We start from the raw sequence: 19,507 nt of genomic DNA on the forward strand, positions 1-19,507 counted from the left end.
CAATCCTCAGCCTAATTCCCTGGCTTCGTTCAACATGATCGCGTCGGAGGAGGTGTAGCCGCCATCGACAGCGATGCTCGTACCCGAGACAAAGCTGGCCCTGTCGGACAAGAGGAATGCGACCACGCCAGCGACCTCCTCCGGCCTTCCGTCCCGCCCAAGAGGCGTGATTGACGCTGACCCTGAGGACGCCCCAGTTGTCATGTCGGTTTGGATCCATCCCGGCGAAACGGCGTTGGCGCGGATGTTTCGGGAACCGAAATTGCATGCGAGGCTCTTGGCCAGATTGATCATCGCCGCCTTGGACGCCGCGTAAGCCATGCTTGCGTAGGAGCCGAAGAATGCGTCGGTGGAGGCTACCAAAACCACCGATCCTCCCGACACGATCTGCTTCTGCAGTCCAAGAGTCAGCCGCAACGCTGCATTCAGATTTACTTCGAAGGTGCGGTCCCAGATCGAGATGTCATATTCAGTAAATCGCTCGAATTTGACGATTCCCGCATTGTGGACGATGCCCCGAAGCTGGACACCCTGCAGGCGCCGCATCAACTCGTCCTGACTCTCGCGCGCGCCGGCATCGAAATGGTGAAGCGTGACTTTTCGCCCCAAGTCGTCGCCATACGAAACCAGGCCCTCTGCCGCTGTCGCATCGCTGATGTAGGTGGCATGCACATCGTAGCCATCCCGGAGCAACATCTCCGCAGTCGCTCGCCCAATACCGCGGGACGCGCCGGTGACCAGCGCAATCGGAGCTTCACTTGGATTCGACATATTGTTCCTCGATCCTCTTTTTGGCTTTTGGTCTCAGTTTCTGATCTTGATCCATTTCAAGGAACAGGTTCACGCCTTTGCAGGCATACTGCAGGGCAGAGGTCAGAATTTCCTTGGCACTGGCCGCGTCGGCCGCCTCCAAGGCGTCGATGATCGCAACCAGGGCCGCATTCAGTCTCGTGACGATGCCCTTTTCCTCGAAGGCCTCGCGCGCCGGCGGAGCTGTCTTGATCCAGACGCTTTCGATCATCTCGATGAGCGCTTGAGATTCCCCTCGCACATAGATCTTCATCAGAAGGCCGTTGAACCGAGGGGCGTATCCAACGGTGTCGCCAGCCTCGATGTCGCGCTGCATGCACTCGGCTTCGCTTCGGAGCGCCTGGATCGTTTCACTCGATAGACGCCCCGCGGCCCTCTCCAGGGCAAGGCATTCGAGGCTCACCGAGATCTCAAGGTATTCGTTGAAGCTCTGCCGGGAAACGAAGGGGACACGCGCCGATCGGTTTTCCTCGACGATAAGAATACCCTCTTCGCCTAGGCGCCGGAACGCCGTACGGACCGGCATCGGGCTGACGCCCAGTTCGGCGGCGATATCGCGGATCTTCAGGCGCTGTCCGGCCCGCCAGCGGCACTCAAGGATATCCTGACGGACAAGCTTGTACACGCGGTCCGAAGCGGTCGTGCTCTGCTCGTCCTTCGTTGTCATTTGTGACTCATTTGTGATATCTAGCGTCCATATTATGCTGTATTCAACCCGACATTCCCTAGCAATGCAACTTCTTTTTCTATTTTTGTGATTGACATGTGATAAGAAGTGCGCCCTACTTTGGCTCATAGGTCATTTTGAAAGGGTGTTTCGCGATGCGGTTTCCACTCTCGTCAGTCACGTTGGCGTCTGTGCTCTGCGCCAGTCTGTGCATTTCTTCCGGCGAGGCGCTCGCCGCCGCGCAATCCCAGGATCCGGTGCGGCTGGCGGTCGTTAGTGCGCCTGACGCGGACTTCATCACGAACGTGTTCGGGACCTTGCTCAAAAAGGCCGGATACAACATCCAGTACGTGCATACCGACTACACGGCGCAGTTCACGGCCATAGAGCTCGGCGACCTCGAGATCAGTCCCGCAATTTGGTCGTCTTCTCCCGAACTGATCGCAGCTGCGCTCGCGTCCGGCTCTGTGACGAAGGTGGGGTCGGTCGGCGTCAAGATCAGGGAAACCTGGTGGTACCCCAACTATGTCGCTGAGCTATGTCCGGGATTGCCGGACTGGAAGGCGCTCAAGAATCCTGCCTGCATCAAAGCGCTGTCCAACCCGGAGACGGACGGAAAGATCAATTATCTCGGAACACCGGCAGACTTTGATGCCGACGACGAGCGCCGCATCGCGGCGCTAGGCCTCGACGTCCACATAACGTTGCCGGGTACCATGGCGGCCATGGTCGCCACGATGCAGGGCGCAATCGAGAGGAAAAAGCCGATCATCGGATTTGGTTTCGTGCCTCACTGGCTGTACGGCTCCGGCGTGGGCACCTTTGTCGATTTCCCGCCCTATGAGGACGCGTGCCGCAGCGACCCCGCCTGGGGCGTCACCCCCGATCTCGTGGGTGACTGCGCTTTACCCACGGGAGATATCATCGAATTGATCAACAATGATTTCGCCAAGCGCGAGCCCAATGTAACGGATCTCTTGAAGAAGTTTGTTCTGACCAATGACGATGTTGCCTGGGGCATCCTCAAGCAGGATAAGGGCGGACTTACGCCCGAAGCTGCCGCGGCTGAGTGGATTTCCACCAACGAGAAAAAGTGGTCACCGTGGCTTCAATAACCTTCGGCGCGACATCTGTGGCGCCGCTCATCCGCCACAAATGGCTGCTGAGCAGCCGTTTGTGGGTGACATTCGGCCTCATTTTGCTCGTCGCTGCCTATGTTGGGCGGGAGGTGCTGCCCGAAGGGTTGTACGTCTGGCCGAAGCAATGGCTGCTGCCGTTGCTTAAGATGTCCAACGATGTGCTCAACCAGTTGCTTCGCCGATCCGAAATTTTTGGCGAGCCTCTCCGGGTCTGGACGCGTGCGGGTGGGGAGGCAGTCGGCCTTCCGATGCGGGGCCTGCAGAACCTTCTGACCACCGGCTGGTCCTTTCCGGGTCGCACTGCAGCCGAAACGGTTACTCTGCCGCCATTGTCGTGGGTGTCGGTCGTTCTTGCTGCAACCTACATGGGTTGGCTCGCCGGTGGGCGCCGCCTGGCTGTCCTGGCGTTTGCAACTTTTGCGTACTTTCTTGTTTTCAATCTTTGGGCTCAAGCGACATTGACGCTCGCTTCCGTGGCGTTTGCGATCGTCGTCGGCGTGATCTTTGGCCTGGTGCTTGGCGTGATGCTGTTTCGTTGGCGTTGGCTCGAAACCGTATTGAACCCCGTCTTCGACGTCATGCAAACGATTCCGCCATTTAGCTATCTGGTGCCAGTCCTGATCCTCTTCGGGTTCGGTCCCGTCGCGGCGTTGGTGGCAACACTGATCTTCGCCTTGCCGCCGATGGCGCGAGCGGTGGTGTATGGCCTGCGTCGGTTGCCGGACCATACGTTCGAACTGTCCAGCATGACCGGTGCCTCCCGCTGGCAGGGCACATCGAAGATCCTTTTGCCAAGCGCGAGGGACGACCTCCTTTTGGGCGTCAATCAACTGGTGATGATGGCGCTGGCTATGGTCATTCTGGCTTCCATGATCGGCGCAGGTGGTCTGGGAGCGGAAGTGCTTCGCGCGATCCAATCCCTCAAGATCGGTCGCGGGTTGGAGGCGGGGATTGCGATAACACTGCTGGCCGTACTGCTTTACGGCTACGGACATTCGATCGCCGTGCGTCGACCTTCTCATCTGTCTCGACCGCAACCGATAAGGCACCTCGCAATCCTGGCCGCCATCCTCGTCATTCCCACAGTCGGGGGAGTCGCAATCGCACCTCTGGCGCAATATCCGGTCGAGTTGACGATCTCGACCGCTGATTTCTGGTCACGCATCATCAGTTGGCTGAACGGCAACTGGGGCGATGGTTTCGAAACCGCCCGGCTGACCATCACGCTCGGCGTCATTCGGCCCTTGTTGACGATACTGAGAGATCTCGGCTGGGCGTCGATTGTTGCTTCCATGCTGTGTTTCGGCTTCGCGCTGCGGCGGCCTTCTCTTGCTGTCCTGTCTTGCGCCACGCTCATCCTGATCGCTGCCATTGGCTATTGGGACAAGTTGCTGATCACCTTCAATCTGGTGACGGTCGGAACGCTGCTCTCCCTTTTTGTCGGAGCGCCCTTGGGAGTATGGGCCGGATCTTCGCGCCGCGTGCACGCGGTGTCGGAGGTTGTCGTCACGACCCTGCAGACGTTGCCTTCCTTCGTATACCTGGTGCCCGTTGTCATGCTTCTGGGTCCCGGAGATGCAACCGCGGTGATCGCCATTGCGCTCTACTCCGTGGCGACGACGGTGCGATACACGGACCATGCCATCCGCAATGTCGATCCAACCACGATCGAAGCCGCGGTGGCGTTCGGGGCCACCCCACTTCAAACGTTCTGGAAGGTTCGTCTGCCTCTTGCCCGACCTGGTCTGATGCTGGGTCTCAACCAAACGATCCTCATGTGTGTTGGGATGGTGGTCATAACGGCGCTTGTTGGCTCACAGGGGCTTGAACTGGAGACCGTGGATGCCATCGCTCGTGTCGAGGCCGGCAGAGGATTGCTTGCAGGCCTTGCGATTTCCGCACTGGCAATCATTCTGGACCGCTATGTAGGCGCGGTCGCGGAGAAATTGAACGCCCCCGGCTCGCCCCGCGCCAAATCATCATGATCATCTATGTTCCGGCTGCCCGCTACGGCTGCGGAATTGTGAACATTGAGGGTGGCACGTTGAAGTCATTCAGGGCCTCGGCGGCGGGACGCGCCGTCGGCCAATTCCATGTCTTCTGATTCCAGGAACAACGCGACACAAGGAGAGGGTTTCGCAATGGTTGACTTTAATGAGCGCCTTGCAGCGCTGCGGGCGAAGTTCGCCGACAGTCTCGAGTTTCATGATCCGAAATTTCGCAAGGTTGGTGAGAAGATATTTAGCGGCGGAACCCGTCTGGCGCCGTATTCCGGCATCTCAACCTTTGCCGGCTTGCCATTGAAGACAATCGATTTCAAAGCACCCGACTTCGGCGATCTCCAGGTAGCGGTAGTCGGCGTGCCAATGGACCTTGGTGTAAGCAACCGACCTGGATCGCGTTTCGGGCCACGTGCGATACGGGCAATTGAGCGGATTGGGCCGTACAATCACGTCCTCGAATGCGCGCCTGCGTTCGATCTTAGGATCGCCGACATAGGCGATATTCCTTTCGCAAGCCGCTACCGCCTGGAGCAAAGTCACGATGATATCCAGGCGGCGATTGCGGCGGTCGTCGCTGCGGGCGTAATTCCCGTCTCGGTTGGAGGTGATCACTCGATCACTCATCCTATCCTCAAGGCCGTCGGCCGCGATCGTCCGGTCGGGTTGATCCATATCGATGCGCATTGCGACACGGGCGGCCCTTTCGATCAGACGAAGTTCCATCACGGCGGCCCGATGCGTAACGCGGTCTTGGACGGCGTGCTCGATCCCGCTCGGACAATCCAGATCGGAATTCGCGGCTCGTCGGAGTATTTGTGGGAATTCTCCTACGCCTCGGGCATGACGGTCATCCACGCCGAAGAAATTTCGGGCCTTGGAATCGAAGCCGTGATCCGCAAGGCGAGGGCGATTGTAGGCGACGGCCCGACCTACCTTTCTTTTGATGTCGACAGCGTCGATCCGGCCTTCGCACCGGGGACAGGCACTCCAGAGATTGGCGGGCTCACGACGCGCGAGGTGTTGGAGCTCATCAGGGGACTGAAGGGCGTCAATCTTGTGGGCGCAGACGTCGTCGAAGTGGCTCCGCAATACGACGCGACAACCAACACAGCGCAGGTCGGCGCACAGGTGCTCTTTGAAATTCTGGGCCTGCTGACGTTTAGCCCTTCGCTCGCATGAGCGAGGGTGTGAGCCTTATCCGAATTGGGAAGGAGCATCGTTATGCTCGATAAGCGGAAGTTCTATATCGGCGGCGAGTGGGTATCGCCAATCGCCGGGCAGGATCTGGAAGTTCTGAACCCTGCAACCGAAAAGCCGATTGCCGTCATTTCCATGGGTACGCCAGAGGATATCGCCAAGGCTGTCGTAGCGGCAGAAAATGCCTTCGCTTCCTACAGCCGAACCACTCTTGAAGAGCGCCTCCGGCTGCTCGAAAGATTTCTGGCCATTTACAAGCGTCGCTACGACGAGATGGCTGAAACAATAACGTTGGAACTTGGCGCCCCGATCACCATGAGCCGGCAGCAGCAGGCCGATGTCGGTGTTGGCCATCTGCAGGGGTTCATCGATGCGCTGCGTGATCTGAAAGCTCGCGAGGAATTGCCGAATGGCGATATCATTCTGCGCGAACCTATCGGCGTCTGCGGTCTAATTACACCTTGGAATTGGCCGATCAATCAGATCGCACTGAAGGTGGTGCCGGCCCTCGCGACGGGTTGCACATGCATCTTGAAGCCTAGCGAATTCACGCCCCTCAACGCCATGTTGTATGCTGAGATGATTGATGAGGCGGGGTTTCCCCCAGGTGTCTTCAATTTGGTCAATGGTGGCGCTGACTGCGGCGCGGCGCTTTCCAGACATAGGGACGTCGACATGATGTCCTTCACAGGCTCTACGAGGGCCGGGATCGCAGTTAGCAAAGATGCTGCCGACACTGTGAAAAGGGTAACCCTGGAGCTTGGTGGCAAATCTCCGAACATCGTTTTTGAAGATGCAGATCTCGATGAGCGGGTTTCCGCCAGTGTTGCCGAATGCTTCAATAACTCTGGCCAGTCCTGCGATGCACCGACGCGGCTGCTCGTGCAGCGCTCTGTCTATCAAAGGGCAGTCGAGGTAGCGCGTCGCGCTGGCATGGCCGCCGAAGTAGGGGACCCAATGAAGGAAGGCGCGCACATTGGGCCTCTGGTGAGCGAAATTCAGTTCGCTCGTGTACAAACCTTGATTAATGCTGCGATTGATGAAGGTGCGCAGTTGCTCGTTGGCGGCCCCGGCAAACCGAAGGGTTTTGAAGCTGGTTATTTCGTAAGGCCAACTATCTTTATCGACGTCGACAACGAGATGCGCATCGCACGGGAAGAGGTTTTCGGGCCGGTTCTTGCGATCATTCCTTTTGACAGCGAGGAAGAGGCCATCACCCTGGCGAATGACACGACATACGGCCTTGCCGCCTTTGTGCAAACCGGTGATCCGAAGAGAGCAGAAAGGGTGGCTTCGCGTCTGCGGGCCGGCATGGTGCATATCAACGGAGCGCCGCACCGCTATGGAAGTCCATTTGGCGGCTACAAACAATCCGGTAATGGCCGCGAGGGCGGAAGGTTTGGCCTTGAAGACTTTCAGGAAGTAAAAGCAATTCACAAACCTGACGTAGCCTAACGTCCCTTAGGCCTTTCGCAGCTGCCAGGTCGACGCTGCTACCGTCGATGGGCACCGAGAAGCCAACCATAACGCGGCCATGACTTGCACAAAGGTGGTGGCGATCATCCACGAAGATCGCTTTGAATGTCCGATTAAGTTCGGGAGCTATGACCAGATCGGCGAAGCATATCCTTGCTGGGCGGGCCGATCTCGGATCCCGAAGGTGCCCCTCGAGTTCGAACGGGCGCTCAGATCGCACGAAACTTATGCATCGTTCACCCGACCACCGTTTTTCAAAACAGATCTGCATCGAGGCACGGTGCCACCGTGCCGTCAGCCTGACGGTCGCGATGCCTGGTCGACCAACCAGTCGACGAACCGGCCGATCGCTGGATTAGCCAAGCCTTCCTCATGGCATATGCAGTAATAGCTTCGGGATGCCGCAACACTGAGCGTCAAGGGTTGAACCAGTCTGCCCTCATCCAGGTCCCTGAAGGAAATGATGTCGTTTGTCAGGGCGACACCATGACCATCGCGCGCGGCCTGAAGCACCATGGCAAAGTTGTCGAAATAGATATCGGACTCCACGGAATGGGGTACGCGTGCTTCCGTTAGCCAACGCCGCCATTGGTCGCCGTCGTCTTCATGGAGCAAGCGATGTTTGAGCACATCGTGAGGCTCGCGAATTGCATTTGGACCTCGCAGCAATTGTGGGCTGCACACTGGTGACGCGTAGATGCTGTGCAGCATCCGCCACCAGAATCCAGCCCAAGGTGGATTCCCATAGACGATGGCGACATCGACTTTTCGCCAGTCCACTTCCTCGAAGTCCACTGCTGTGTGCATCTGCATGCGAAGATCGGGGTTTGCATCGAGAAACCGAAAGATCCTGGCCGTGAGCCAGGTCGTTCCAAAGACTGAAGGCGCCGATACGCGCAGCTCCGCCCTGTCTGACGTGGCGTAGGCATTGGCCGATATGTCGCGGATCGAATCCGCAATCTGATGCATGGCCGTGCCGACGCTTTTCTGCAGCGTCGCGCCCCGTTCAGTCAGCACGAGGCGGCGGCCGCTTTTCCTGAACAGGTCGATGCCAAGCGAAAGCTGCAAGGCACGCAGCTGCTGGCTTATGGCGCCTGGCGTCACATGCAATTCGGCAGCCGCGGCCGCGACATTGCCGAGCCGCGATACGCTTTCGAAGGCTCGCAGAGAATGAAGGGACGGAACGGCCACGTATCACCTTAGTTTAGAAAAACTGCTCTAACTAAATGCTAAAGATTTAGCTTGTCTCATAGTAATTGCAACATATGGTCCTCGGCAGCCACAAAACGGCATCGCAAAAATAAAATGGGGAACTGGATATGCTTCACGAACGCACTGCCTTCGCAGCGAAAATCGCCTTTGGCGGACTGGTCGTCGCCACCCTTGTCGCCACCGCGCCGGCGGCGCAGGCCGGAGGTGCGGATCTTGTCCATAACGGCGTGCTCAGCGTCTGCACCGGCGGCGATTTTCCGCCCATGCAATATTATGAGAATCCAGGTGACGAGAAGCTTGTCGGTTTCGAAGTCGATGTCGTGGATGCCATCGCAAAGCAATGGGGCGGCACCACCAAATATGTGGTCGGCGACTTCAAGGGGCTGTTGCCATCGCTCGGCGCCGAGCGATGCGATCTCGTCGCCAGCGGCATCATGGTGACCAAGGAGCGCCTGCAGGCCTATGACGCCGTTCCCTACTTCGTCTCCAATGTGGTGCTGGTGACATCGGCTTCGGATTCAGAGACCAAATCGCCGCTCGACCTCAGCGGCAAGGTGCTGGCGATCGAGGCGGGCACCACCTACGAGAAGACAGCTGCGGAGCTGAACGCCGAGCTGACAAAAGCCGGCAAGGCGCCCGCGCAGATACAGACCTATCCGTCCGCCTCCGCCGTCATCGAGCAGATCCTAGTCGGCCGGGCTGCGGCGACGATCACCCAGGACACGACGGCTGCATTCCGCATCAAGCAAATGCCAGGGCGGCTGCAGGTGCCATACAACTATGGCGATGGTGAAACTTACGGGATCTATCTGAGAAAGGGCGGCGACAACCGCGAGGCCCTGGTCAATGCCATCGAGACCTTGCAGGCCAGCGGCGAGATGAAGGCGCTGTTGCAGAAATGGAACCTTCCCGAGGCCGCCGCAGACGTCAAGCACGCGACCAATTAAGGGACGTGCCGAGGTGTTCGACAGCAAGCTCTTCCTGACGGCCCTGTTCGGCTGGCCCCTCGCCAAGGGGGCTTTGCTGACCCTCGTGCTTTCGCTTCTGGTGATGACCGTTGCCCTGGCGATATCGCTGGCAACAGCAGCACTGGCCACGTCGAAGCGGCGCTGGATCCGCCTGTCGATCGCCGCGTTTGTCTGGCTTTTTCGCGGCGCACCCGCGCTGCTCGTGCTGCTGTTCGTCTGGAATGGACTGCCGCAGATCTCGGCGGTGTTCCGCTCGGACTGGTTCAGTCCGTTCGTCGCGGCGTTTCTCGCCCTGACCCTGATTCAGATTGCCTATCTGACCGAGATCCTGCGCAGCTCCTATGCATCGATCGGCAAGGGGCAATCCGAGGGTGCGGCGGCCCTTGGCCTGCACCGGGGTCAGATATTCTTCCTGATCATCCTGCCCCAGGCGCTTCGCGTCGCGCTACCGGCCCTGGTCAACGAATTCATTTCCTTGCTGAAGGCAACCTCGCTGGCGACGGTCATCTCCTTGAAAGAGCTCATGACCGTCACCCAGTTCGCCATCGCCACCAGCTTTCGGTTCTTGGAATGGTATGGCGCGGCGCTGATCTACTACATGTCGATGGTTTCGGTTCTGACTGTCGTTCAGATCAAGCTCGAGCGTCTGCTTGCGCGAGGACATCGTTGATGCCGCTCACCCCAACTGGCGAAGTGCATCGTGCTGCCGACTGGTTCTCACGCGAAACTCTGGGTAGGGGAATCACGCGGATATGGGAGCCGCACGTTCATCCCTATTTCAGAAGCAACGTCTATCATGTTCGCGGGCGCGACGTCGATCTTGTCGTCGATGGGGGCATGGGGCTAGTGCCTCTCAGACCCGTGCTGAACCTGCCACCTGGCAAGCCGGTAGTAGCCGTTGCAACGCACATCCATGTCGATCACGTCGGCGCATTAAGCGAGTTCGAGATGAGACTTGGCCATCGCGAGGAGTCTTCGTTTTTCGACGACATGGCGGATGAACACACATTGGCTCATCTCTTTCGCGCGCAGCGCGACGCCGTCAGCAAGCCTCCGCATGAGGCATGGTCGCTGCTGCATTTCCAGATCAAATCGGCGCCACTGTCCCGAATTCTCGACGAAGGCTGCACCATTGAGACCGGAGACAGGTCATTTCTGGTCCTTCACCTCCCTGGTCATTCGCCAGGGTCGCTCGGTCTTCTTGATGAACGCAACGGCGATTTTTTAGCCGGCGATGCGATTTATCGCGGACGATTGGTCGATGATCTTCCAGGTTCGGACGTGCACGTCTATCGAAAGACAATGCTGCGTCTTTTGGAGATAGAGTTCAACAGGGCATACTGCGGACACGGTGAGATAATCGACGAGAATGAACTGCGATCGATTGCAAGAAGTTATTTAGCGAGCTGAACGTTACGGGCCGCGCATTCTAGCCGTGGCAGTGCAGGTCCCGCGATCTGGCCATCCGCCAAGCTGGATGCTGCTCCAGTGCCCCATCTGGCAAAGCTCTGCCTCGCAACCACACTCATTGAGAACCGCTCCTTAGGGTCAACCCGCCTCAACCTCGGCTTCAGAGGTCATCTGCCGAATGGCAGCTTTCCGTCGACCTCGCCCCGATAGCGGACCGTCCGGTAGCGTGAAGAGTTTCGGGCGCCGGCAGGCGTACGAAAGTCCCCGAGGAAGGAACCCGTGGGCCACAGGCGATGGCTATGGGGATTTCGATTTGCGGCTGGTGTCGGCGACGGCGCGACCGCTGCTGGGAAGGGTGGGGATGGATGCGGGGAGGCCGCTTCGTTGTGCCTCCGCGCGGTTTAGCCGATCCCGCACGAGGCTCGTTGCGACGCTGTGGGCGGCGATATTGATGATGGACACGCGTGGGGCCGTTGCCAGAGGCGGGGCGCCTGCGGGTGAAGTTTCGACCATGCCATGCCGGGTCATGGAGTTGTCTCCCGGTTCGTCGCGGTTGCATCGGGCGGACCGCGTGGCTGCCTCCGGCGCTCGAACGTCTCGATGATGATCATGCGTCCGCCGCAGCAAGGGCATGGCGGGCGGAAGTCTTGGCTGGCCTTGCGGGCGGAGCCGGCGAGCAGGCCGTAGTGCCGGATGCGATGGAAGCCGCGCAGCAGGACATGGAGCAGGAAGCGGCGGATGAACTCGTCAGCCGCCAGCGTCATGACCTGCTGCCGATCAACGCCGTCGCGGCGATAGTCCTTGTAAAGGGGCGATAGTCCTTGTAAAGGAAGGTGACGCCGTCGTGGTCGAACGCGATCAGGCGGCGGTTCGAGATCGCCACCCGGTGGGTGTAGCGCGACAGATAGGCGAGCACCGCCTCCGGCCCGGCGAACGGCGCCTTGGCGTACACCACCCAGCGCTTCTTGCGGACCGGCGACAGGTGCCGCACGAATGCCTGCCGCGCGGACAGGTGCGCCATAGATCCGAAGAAGGCGAGCCGTCCTGCGTCGTGCAGCGCGACCAGCCGGGTGAGGAAGAGCCTTCGGAACAGCTTGCCGAGAACCCTCACCGGGAGCAGGAAGGCCGGGCGCGACGATATCCAGCGGCTTCCGTCCGGCGCGGTGCCGCCGCCCGGCACGATCATGTGGGCATGCGGATGGTGTCATCGCCGATCCCCAGGTGTGCAGCACCGCGGTGATGCCGATCCTGGCGCCGAGGTGCTTCGGGTCGGCGGCGATAGTCAGCATCGTCTCCGCTGCCGCCTTGAACAGCAGGTCGTAGACGAGCGCCTTGTTCTGGAACGCGATGTCGGCGACCTCGGCCGGCAGCGTGAACACGACATGGAAGTAGCCGACCGGCAGCAGGTCGGCCTCGCGCTCGGCCAACCACGTCCGTGCGGCCGCGCCCTGGCACTTCGGGCAGTGCCGGTTGCGGCAGGAGTTGTAGGCGATCCGCCATTGGCCGCAGTCCTCGCAAGCCTCGACGTGACCGCCAAGGGCTGCGGTGCGGCAATACTCGATCGCCGACATGACCTTGAGCTGGGCGAGGCTCAGGTGACCTGCATGGGCGGCCCGGAAAGCGGGTCCGGCAGCACGGAAGATGTCGGCGACCTCGATCGAGGCGCGCACGGCTCAGATGTCGGGCGACTTGAACAGGCCGAGCTTGTCGAGCGGGCTCGTCACGGCACGCACCGTCCGGGTCGCCACCTTCGCGTAAAGGGCGGTGTTGTTGAGCTTGGCATGCCCGAGTAGGACTTGGATGATCCGGATGTCGGTGCCGTCTTCCAGCAGGTGGGTGGCGAAGCTGTGGCGCAGCGTGTGCGGCTCGACCCGCTTGGCGATGTCGGCGCGGCCTGCGCCGCCTCGACGACGATGTGATAGAGCTGCCGCGTGCTGATCGGCTTCATCGCGTGCTGTCCGGGAAACAGCCAGCCGTCGCGGTGCATCACGCCCTGCTGACGTCCGACCTTCCACCACTCACGCAGAAGCGCGAGCAGGTCCTGCGAGAGCATGGCGTTGCGATACCGCCCGCCCTTGCCACGCTCGACGCGCAGCAGCATGCGCTCGCTGTCGACGTCGGCAACCTTCAGCATCGACACCTCGGCGACGCGCAGGCCCGCGCCATAGGCAATCGACAGTGCGGCCTGGTGCTTGAGGCAGGTGGTGGCGTTGAGCAGCCGGGCGACCTCGTCGCGACTGAGCACCACGGGCAGGTTGCGCGGATGCGACAGCCGGACGAGCCGGCGCGCCAGGTCCGGGCGGTTAAGCGTTTGGGTGAGGAAGAACCGTAGCGCCGACACGATGCTGTTCATCGTCGGCACGGGAACGCCGTCTTCCTGCTGGTTGATCTGGAACCGGCGCAGGTCATCGGCGGTCGCTGTGTCTGGTGAACGCCCGAGAAATGTCGCCAGGCGTCCGATGTCGCGGAGATAGTTGCGCTGCGTCTCGCGTGAGAAGCGCCGCATGTTCATGTCGTCGATCAGCCGCTGGCGCAGCGGGCTGACGGGTGCATCGAGAACGGGATGGTGCATGGTCAGGCTCCTTGTTGAAGAAGCCCGCCATGCTCTGCTCCAGCCGAACGACGCTCAACGCGAGCGCGACGACCGGTTCTTGATCTCTACCTCAACCGCAGGCACCCCTCCCGCGCAGCGGGTTCGTTCATCGGCCCTATTGTGGACGTCAGACGGTCTACAATTGACCATCGACTGGGGTTCCTGGAAGCTTTTCGAACTTGCTGTCTTGCGCCTCCAGTCGAAATGCGCGCTTCTGAAGGAGGTTAGGGTCCCTGGATCGCTGTGATGCAACCTTGATTCAACCACTGTGGGGTTCGAGTCGGTATCGCGCTACCGTCTTTCCCCCCGCGCATCGAACTGCCAGTTTAAGCTTCGCTTACGGCTGAGCGAAGAGAGCCTCCACTCACCGCGCCCGCTGAGGGCTCAATCCTCTGCAATCGGCTCATCCCTTGACCCACGACCGACGCGCCATTCGTGAGAAAGATTATGTCCGACTGCTGGCCGCCATGGCTCATGTCGCTCTCCTCCGTCACGCCTCTCTATCTCCCGATGTCCACGAGATCCCCTGGCGCCACACCATGTGTCGGCGCTCACGTTTGCGCCCGATGATCCATGCTGGGAGGTTGTTTGCCGAGTCGATCAACCTAACTCCGGCAGGTTCCTGAACAACTCCAGCGCTTCTGGATTGGCGAGCGCTTCCTTGTTCTTGATGGCGCGGCCGTGCACGACGTCGCGCACCGCGAGTTCGGTGATCTTGCCCGATTTGGTGCGTGGAATGTCTGACACGGCGACGATCTTTGCCGGCACGTGGCGGGGGCTCGCCCCGGTGCGTATTTTCGACCGGATGCGCTTTTCCAGATCGGCATCCAGCTGCACGCCGGCGGCCAACCGCACGAACAGCACGACCCGGACGTCATTGTCGAAATCCTGGCCGATGCACAGCGCCTCCAGAATCTCGGGCATCTGTTCGACCTGGTTGTAGATCTCCGCCGTACCAATGCGCACGCCGCCCGGATTGAGCGTCGCGTCGGAGCGGCCATGAATGATCAGGCCGCCATGCACGGTCCATTCGGCAAAGTCGCCATGGCACCAGACATTGTCGAAGCGCTCGAAATAGGCCGCCTGGAATTTCTTGCTCTCGGGGTCGTTCCAGAAGCCGATCGGCATCGCCGGAAAAGCCCTGGTGCAGACCAGTTCGCCCTTCTCCTGCCTGATAGGCTTGCCGTCATCGTCCCAGACATCGACGGCAAGGCCGAGGCCCGGCCCCTGGATCTCGCCGGTCCACACCGGTTCGATCGGCACGCCGAGCACGAAGCAGGAGACGATGTCGGTGCCGCCGGAGACCGAGGCCAGGTGCACATCCTTTTTGATGCCGTCATAGACGAAGCGGAAATCCTCGGGCGAGAGTGGCGAGCCGGTGGAGGAGATCGCCCGCACGCTCTGTAGATCATGCGTGCCGATCGGCTTGAGGCCGGCCTTGCGCACGGAATCGATGAATTTGGCCGAGGTGCCGAAGAAGGTCATCTTCTCGGCATCGGCGAAACTGAACAGCACATTGCCGTCGGGATAGAAGGGCGAGCCGTCATAGAGTAGCAGTGTCGCGCCTGACGCCAGACCCGACACCAGCCAGTTCCACATCATCCAGCCGCAAGTGGTGAAGTAGAAGAAGCGGTCGCCATCGAGCAATCCAGCATGCAGCCGGTGTTCCTTGACATGCTGGATCAGCGTTCCACCGGCCGAATGGACGATGCATTTGGGAATGCCGGTCGTGCCTGACGAGAACAGAATGTAGAGCGGGTGCGCGAACGGCAATCGTTCGAAGGTCACGGGTTTTGCAGCGAAGGGCGCCAGCGCGTCTTCGAGCGCCGCAGCCTTGTCGACGGTTTCGGCTACGTCGGCTGAGGTGCCGAGATAGTCGACGATCAGGATCTTGCGGACGGTGGCAAGTTTCGTCGCGACCGCGGCGATCTTGTCGGCGACTTCGATGGCCTTGCCATTGTACCAGTAGCCGTCCGGCGCAATGAAGACGACCGGTTCGATCTGGCCAAAGCGGTCGAGAACGCCCTGCTCGCCAAAATCGGGAGAGCATGACGACCAGACGGCGCCGATCGAAGCGGTCGCCAGCATGGCGGCGATGGCTTCCGGCATGTTGGGTATCATGGCGGCGATGCGGTCGCCCTTTTTGACGCCGAGCGACAGGAAAAGCTGCTGCAGGCGCGACGTCAGCGCATGCAGTTCGTTCCAGGACAGCCGACGCTCGACCTTGTCTTCGCCATGAAAGACGATTGCGTCGCCCGAGCCGGTCTTCTTCAGCAGGTTCTCGGCGAAGTTCAGGGTGGCGTCGGGAAAGAATGAGGCGCCGGGCATCTTGTCGCCATCGACGAGTACGCGCTCGCCCTTGTCGCCAACGATGCCGCAGAAGTCCCAGACGAGGCTCCAGAAGCTCTCGCGATCCTCGACCGACCAGCGGTGAAGTTCGGCATAGGAGGCGAAGGATGCATCCGCCTGCGCCGCAGCGGCTTTCAGAAAAGCCGTCATCGGCGCGGCGTCGATCCGGTCCCGCGTCGCGGTCCACAAGGGTGTGTCTGCGGCCATAATTGTTCCTCCCAAAACTGTCGCGATCAGGGCAGCTGGTTCATGTCGACTGCGCGCGAGATCTCATAGTCGGTGCTCCTGCTGGCGGGCCCGCGTCGGACTTGAGACGAGAGAAGAGGGCCCAGCCAGGCCGACGCTCCTTGTTTTGCTACTGGAGGCTTCGATTCAGATGAACAAGGTCGGGACCTCGCGCTTGAAGATGCGGTCTGCCGGCTCAGTTCCCAAATACTCCCTGGCAGCCTTGTGTCCAGAAAACACCGCCGCTTGAATGATCCCCGGCGCGACCGCGTCGCCGATTGTTGTGTGCGGAACACCGGCCTCGCAAAGCCAGGAGGACAGATCGTCTTGTGGAAGTCTTGACGTAACACTCAGCAAGGCCGCTGCGGGGATAGCCGGCAACGGTTCGTAAGTGTCCGACCGATTGATATGCAGCGCACCGTCCTTCCACTCCACGGCCGTCGTGTTCGGATACATCTTGACGCCGGCCGCCATCAGGGCGCTGAGGACACGAGGCTGTTCCAGCGTGTAGCCCATCCAGCCCGCAATCGCGGGCTGAGGACAGACGAGGTGAACCTCGTGGCCTTTCGCCGCGAGATGTTCTGCAAGGACATTAGCCATGTAGTAATGATCGTCGTCATAGATCACGATCGGACCGGACAGGCTCTCGCCGTCCAGGATGCTGTCGGGCGTGAAAGCGCAACCGGAGAAACCTGGGATCGGCGTGTACCGGGTGCGGCCAAGTCCGTCATCCCTCCAGCGCGATCCAGTGGCCACGAATATGTGGTCGGCGCCAAACTCGCAGGCAATCTCGGGTGTGATTTCGCTGCCTAGGAAAAGCTCGACATTCGGCATCTGCTGCATCTGGTAGAGACGGTAGTCGCGGACCCGGTTCCAGGCTGACAAGCCCTTCAGCCTGCTTTCCTTGGTGACGCGTCCACCCATCACTTCCGACTTTTCGGCGATTGTCACCTGGTGGCCTGCCCGCGCCAGGGTGAGGGCGCAGTCCAGCCCGGCAGGTCCGCCGCCGACGACAAGGAGGTTCTTGTTGGTCTGAGCTTTGGGAACGCGTTCAGGATGCCAGCCGCGCCGCCATTCTTCACTCATCGTCGGGTTTTGTGTGCAGCGCAGCGGGATCGAGTACGCGTCGGAGGCCACGCAGATGTTGCAGCCTATGCACTCCCTGATCTCGTCCACCCGTCCTTCGCGGATTTTTTGGGGCAGGAACGGATCGGCGATAGACGGCCGCGCGCCACCGATCAGATCGAGGACGCCACGGCGGATCTGGCTCACCATTGCGTCGGGGGATGTGAAGCGGCCGACCCCGACGACCGGCTTTGTCGTCACTGTTTTCACGAAGCTTGTAAATTCTTCCTGCGCGCCCTCGGGGTCAAAGCGGGAGGTTCCGGAGTCGCGGCTCCAACCCGAGACATTGACGTCCCAAAGATCCGGGATTTCCGCCAGGAGCTCGACCACGTCGCGCCCTTCGCCGCTACTCGATATAGCTTTGGGCCCGGTGAGTTCATGCACCGCAAAACGAATGGCTACGGCTATATCGTCGCTGGCCTCTTCCTTGGCCTCCTCCAGGACCTCGCGTAGCAGCCGAACCCGGTTGGCGAAGCTGCCGCCATATTCATCCGTTCGGTGATTATAGGCCGGGGTCAGGAAGTGCCACAGGATCGACGCGTCGTGAGCGGCGTAGACATAGACGATGTCGTAGTTCGCCTGTTTCGCCCGTCGAACCGCGGCGCGATAGTTCTCGCGTAGCAACTTGATGTCGCTTTTGTCCATGGCTTTGCTTTGGACCGGGACCTCAGGCTTGAGAACGGGGAGACTGGATGGGCCGAGAACCGGATAGCCATTTGCCAGGCCCCGCGAACGCATGCCGCTGTGGCCGATCTCGATGGCCGAAAGCGCGCCATGCTCGCGGATCCTCTCGGTCAGCCGTGCATGGCTCCTGACGTCGACCTCATCCCAAAATTTCTCGATCGGCAGGTTGGAGATATCGGATGACGGATCGATCTCGGAAAGCTGCATACAGACGGTGCCCCAACCGCCTTCCGCCTTCATCGCCCTCATGCCGATGGAGCCGTTGGGCATGAGGGGAGAGTGGCCCGTCGCGTGCGGCACAGCGAAGAATCGATTTGGCGCCACCTTCGGCCCGATCTTGACGGGTTCAAACAGAACCGCATAGCGAGCGTCGATCGGGGTGGCGTGTATCGTCATTGTAGTGCCTTCTTGACGATGCCTCGATCGACCCAATCGTCGAATATTCCAAGCACCGTTTCAGCAAACAGCGCGTCGTTTATGTGCGCGTCGATCTCGGTCAATTCCACCGGATGCCGTATCGCTGAGCGCATTTCATCGAGGAACGCTGCTAGTCCAGCCGGGTCATGGGCAGGTTGCCCCTCCCGGTCCCATTCCTCGATACCTTGAATAGGCAGGATCACATGCACGGGAGCCAAGGCTTTGGCCAACCGATGGCCGATCTCGCGGGCGGTCTCGCGCCGCTCTTGCGCGTTCAACGCGGCGGAGGAGATCAAACGATTGTGCGCGTGGCAGGGTCTGCCGGCGAAGCGGGCGGGGATATCTTGCCAACTGGGAAAGTCTATCAAGTCGACGCAGCCCGGAGCGACGAGTTGTGGGACCTTGTTCTGTCCGGCTGACACAAGTCGGTCCTTGCCACCGTTGACGATAGAGCCAACCAGAAGGTTCCCGAGCTCGGGAAGCGCGAAATCCATGACGGCGCAGAAATATCCTTGCGCGGCCAGATTTTCAAAAGCCATTCCGCCCATGCCAGTCGCATGAAACACCGCAAGTTCGAACCCTCGCTCTTCCAAGGGGCCCTTGAGTAGTCTCATGTAGGAAAGGCACGAGCTGCCAAGGCTCATCATGCCAATGATGGGACGATCCCGCTTCGGCGTTTCGACCGATTGCGCGGACCCCAAAACCGCGCCCGCAGCCTGGCTTAAAGACGACTTGCATATGGAGTTCAATCCGAAGAGGCCTCCCGCCCACAGGATCATCTGGATGTCGGGCGCTAGTCTGTCCGCGGGGACGAGGGGGGAATACGCGACTGTAGAAATCACATATTTCGGTACGCCGAGTGGCAAGGCACGAGCGCAGTCGAGAGCCAGGTCCGTGCCCATGGTGCCGCCCATGGCAATCATGCCGTCGATCTTGCCTTCCGCGTGCAGCCTCGCTGTCAGGATTGACGCGCCGCGCGCCATGATCTGCATCGCGGTGTTCTCGTCGCCGGACGCGATCGCCGTCTGGATCGACGACCCGCCAGCCTCGGCGACATCGTGCTTGCTGATGTCGGTCGGCCGCATGGGACCACCGAGAACGCTTACGTCCATCGTGAGCGCTCGGCCGCCCTGTGCGACAATCCTGTCAGCGAGATAGATCAGTTCGTCCGACTTCGTATCGAATGTACCGATAACAAGGATCGTCTTCGTTTCTTTCGTCGTCATGGTTCC

At 60.3% G+C, this 19,507-nt stretch carries 13 protein-coding genes and 2 pseudogenes; 7 read left to right on the forward strand and 8 right to left on the reverse strand.

All coding sequences use genetic code 11. The features are described from left to right. Positions 1–6: 6 nt before the first annotated feature. Both LB559_RS06570 and LB559_RS06575 read right to left on the reverse strand, forming a co-directional pair. Complete coding sequence (locus LB559_RS06570; RefSeq protein WP_126070461.1) at positions 7–771, reverse strand: SDR family NAD(P)-dependent oxidoreductase; 765 nt, start codon at positions 769–771, stop codon at positions 7–9. Beyond that, complete coding sequence (locus LB559_RS06575) at positions 755–1,477, reverse strand: GntR family transcriptional regulator (protein WP_164548777.1); 723 nt, start codon at positions 1,475–1,477, stop codon at positions 755–757. Before LB559_RS06575 ends, LB559_RS06570 begins: the two co-directional genes overlap by 17 nt. A gap of 155 nt (positions 1,478–1,632) precedes the next feature. Here LB559_RS06575 and LB559_RS06580 point away from each other — a divergent pair, with 155 nt between their 5' ends. The 4 genes from LB559_RS06580 (at position 1,633) to LB559_RS06595 (ending at position 7,271) form a co-directional block, all read left to right on the forward strand. Then, complete coding sequence (locus LB559_RS06580; RefSeq protein WP_126070459.1) at positions 1,633–2,592, forward strand: ABC transporter substrate-binding protein; 960 nt, start codon at positions 1,633–1,635, stop codon at positions 2,590–2,592. Then, the gene (locus tag LB559_RS06585) at positions 2,571–4,601 is read left to right on the forward strand and encodes an ABC transporter permease (protein ID WP_126070458.1); all 2,031 of its coding nucleotides are present in this window, start codon (positions 2,571–2,573) and stop codon (positions 4,599–4,601) included. The genes LB559_RS06580 and LB559_RS06585 overlap by 22 nt, the downstream gene beginning before the upstream one ends. A gap of 156 nt (positions 4,602–4,757) precedes the next feature. Further along, the gene (gene speB, locus LB559_RS06590) at positions 4,758–5,798 is read left to right on the forward strand and encodes an agmatinase (protein WP_126071189.1); all 1,041 of its coding nucleotides are present in this window, start codon (positions 4,758–4,760) and stop codon (positions 5,796–5,798) included. Positions 5,799–5,840: 42 nt separating this feature from the next. Continuing rightward, positions 5,841–7,271, forward strand: a complete 1,431-nt coding sequence (locus LB559_RS06595) for an aldehyde dehydrogenase family protein (RefSeq protein ID WP_126070457.1) — start codon at positions 5,841–5,843, stop codon at positions 7,269–7,271. A gap of 315 nt (positions 7,272–7,586) precedes the next feature. On the opposite strand, the gene LB559_RS06600 is transcribed toward LB559_RS06595, so the two are convergent. Next, positions 7,587–8,483: a LysR substrate-binding domain-containing protein gene (locus LB559_RS06600; RefSeq protein ID WP_126070456.1), complete on the reverse strand. Its 897-nt coding sequence runs from the start codon at positions 8,481–8,483 to the stop codon at positions 7,587–7,589. A gap of 128 nt (positions 8,484–8,611) precedes the next feature. On the opposite strand from LB559_RS06600, the gene LB559_RS06605 reads away from it, so the two are divergent. The 3 genes from LB559_RS06605 to LB559_RS06615 are packed head-to-tail and all read left to right on the forward strand — an operon-like array spanning position 8,612 to position 10,882. Beyond that, positions 8,612–9,451, forward strand: coding sequence for an ABC transporter substrate-binding protein (locus LB559_RS06605; protein WP_126070455.1), 840 nt, complete (start codon positions 8,612–8,614; stop codon positions 9,449–9,451). A 13-nt stretch (positions 9,452–9,464) separates the two neighbouring features. Further along, positions 9,465–10,142, forward strand: a complete 678-nt coding sequence (locus LB559_RS06610; protein WP_126070454.1) for an amino acid ABC transporter permease — start codon at positions 9,465–9,467, stop codon at positions 10,140–10,142. After that, the gene (locus LB559_RS06615) at positions 10,142–10,882 is read left to right on the forward strand and encodes an MBL fold metallo-hydrolase (protein WP_126070453.1); all 741 of its coding nucleotides are present in this window, start codon (positions 10,142–10,144) and stop codon (positions 10,880–10,882) included. The genes LB559_RS06610 and LB559_RS06615 overlap by 1 nt, the downstream gene beginning before the upstream one ends. A gap of 524 nt (positions 10,883–11,406) precedes the next feature. On the opposite strand, the pseudogene LB559_RS06620 reads toward LB559_RS06615, so the two are convergent. The 5 genes and pseudogenes from LB559_RS06620 to LB559_RS06640 all read right to left on the reverse strand — a co-directional run bounded on the left by LB559_RS06620 (position 11,407) and on the right by LB559_RS06640 (position 19,501). Further along, positions 11,407–12,552 (reverse strand): annotated as a pseudogene (locus LB559_RS06620) (IS91 family transposase). A gap of 3 nt (positions 12,553–12,555) precedes the next feature. Next, a pseudogene (locus LB559_RS06625) lies at positions 12,556–13,454 on the reverse strand (tyrosine-type recombinase/integrase). A gap of 621 nt (positions 13,455–14,075) precedes the next feature. Continuing rightward, entirely contained in the window at positions 14,076–16,031 is a 1,956-nt protein-coding gene (locus LB559_RS06630; protein ID WP_126070451.1) for an acetoacetate--CoA ligase, read from the reverse strand. 165 nt (positions 16,032–16,196) lie between these two features. Continuing rightward, positions 16,197–18,254 carry an FAD-dependent oxidoreductase gene (locus LB559_RS06635; protein ID WP_126070450.1) on the reverse strand — a complete coding sequence of 686 codons (2,058 nt, stop codon included), beginning with the start codon at positions 18,252–18,254 and terminating at the stop codon, positions 16,197–16,199. After that, positions 18,251–19,501, reverse strand: a complete 1,251-nt coding sequence (locus LB559_RS06640) for a Tm-1-like ATP-binding domain-containing protein (RefSeq protein WP_126070449.1) — start codon at positions 19,499–19,501, stop codon at positions 18,251–18,253. Before LB559_RS06640 ends, LB559_RS06635 begins: the two co-directional genes overlap by 4 nt. Positions 19,502–19,507: the final 6 nt, after the last annotated feature.

It is taken from the genome of Mesorhizobium sp. BR1-1-3, from assembly GCF_020165455.1.
Lineage (GTDB): Bacteria > Pseudomonadota > Alphaproteobacteria > Rhizobiales > Rhizobiaceae > Mesorhizobium > Mesorhizobium ciceri.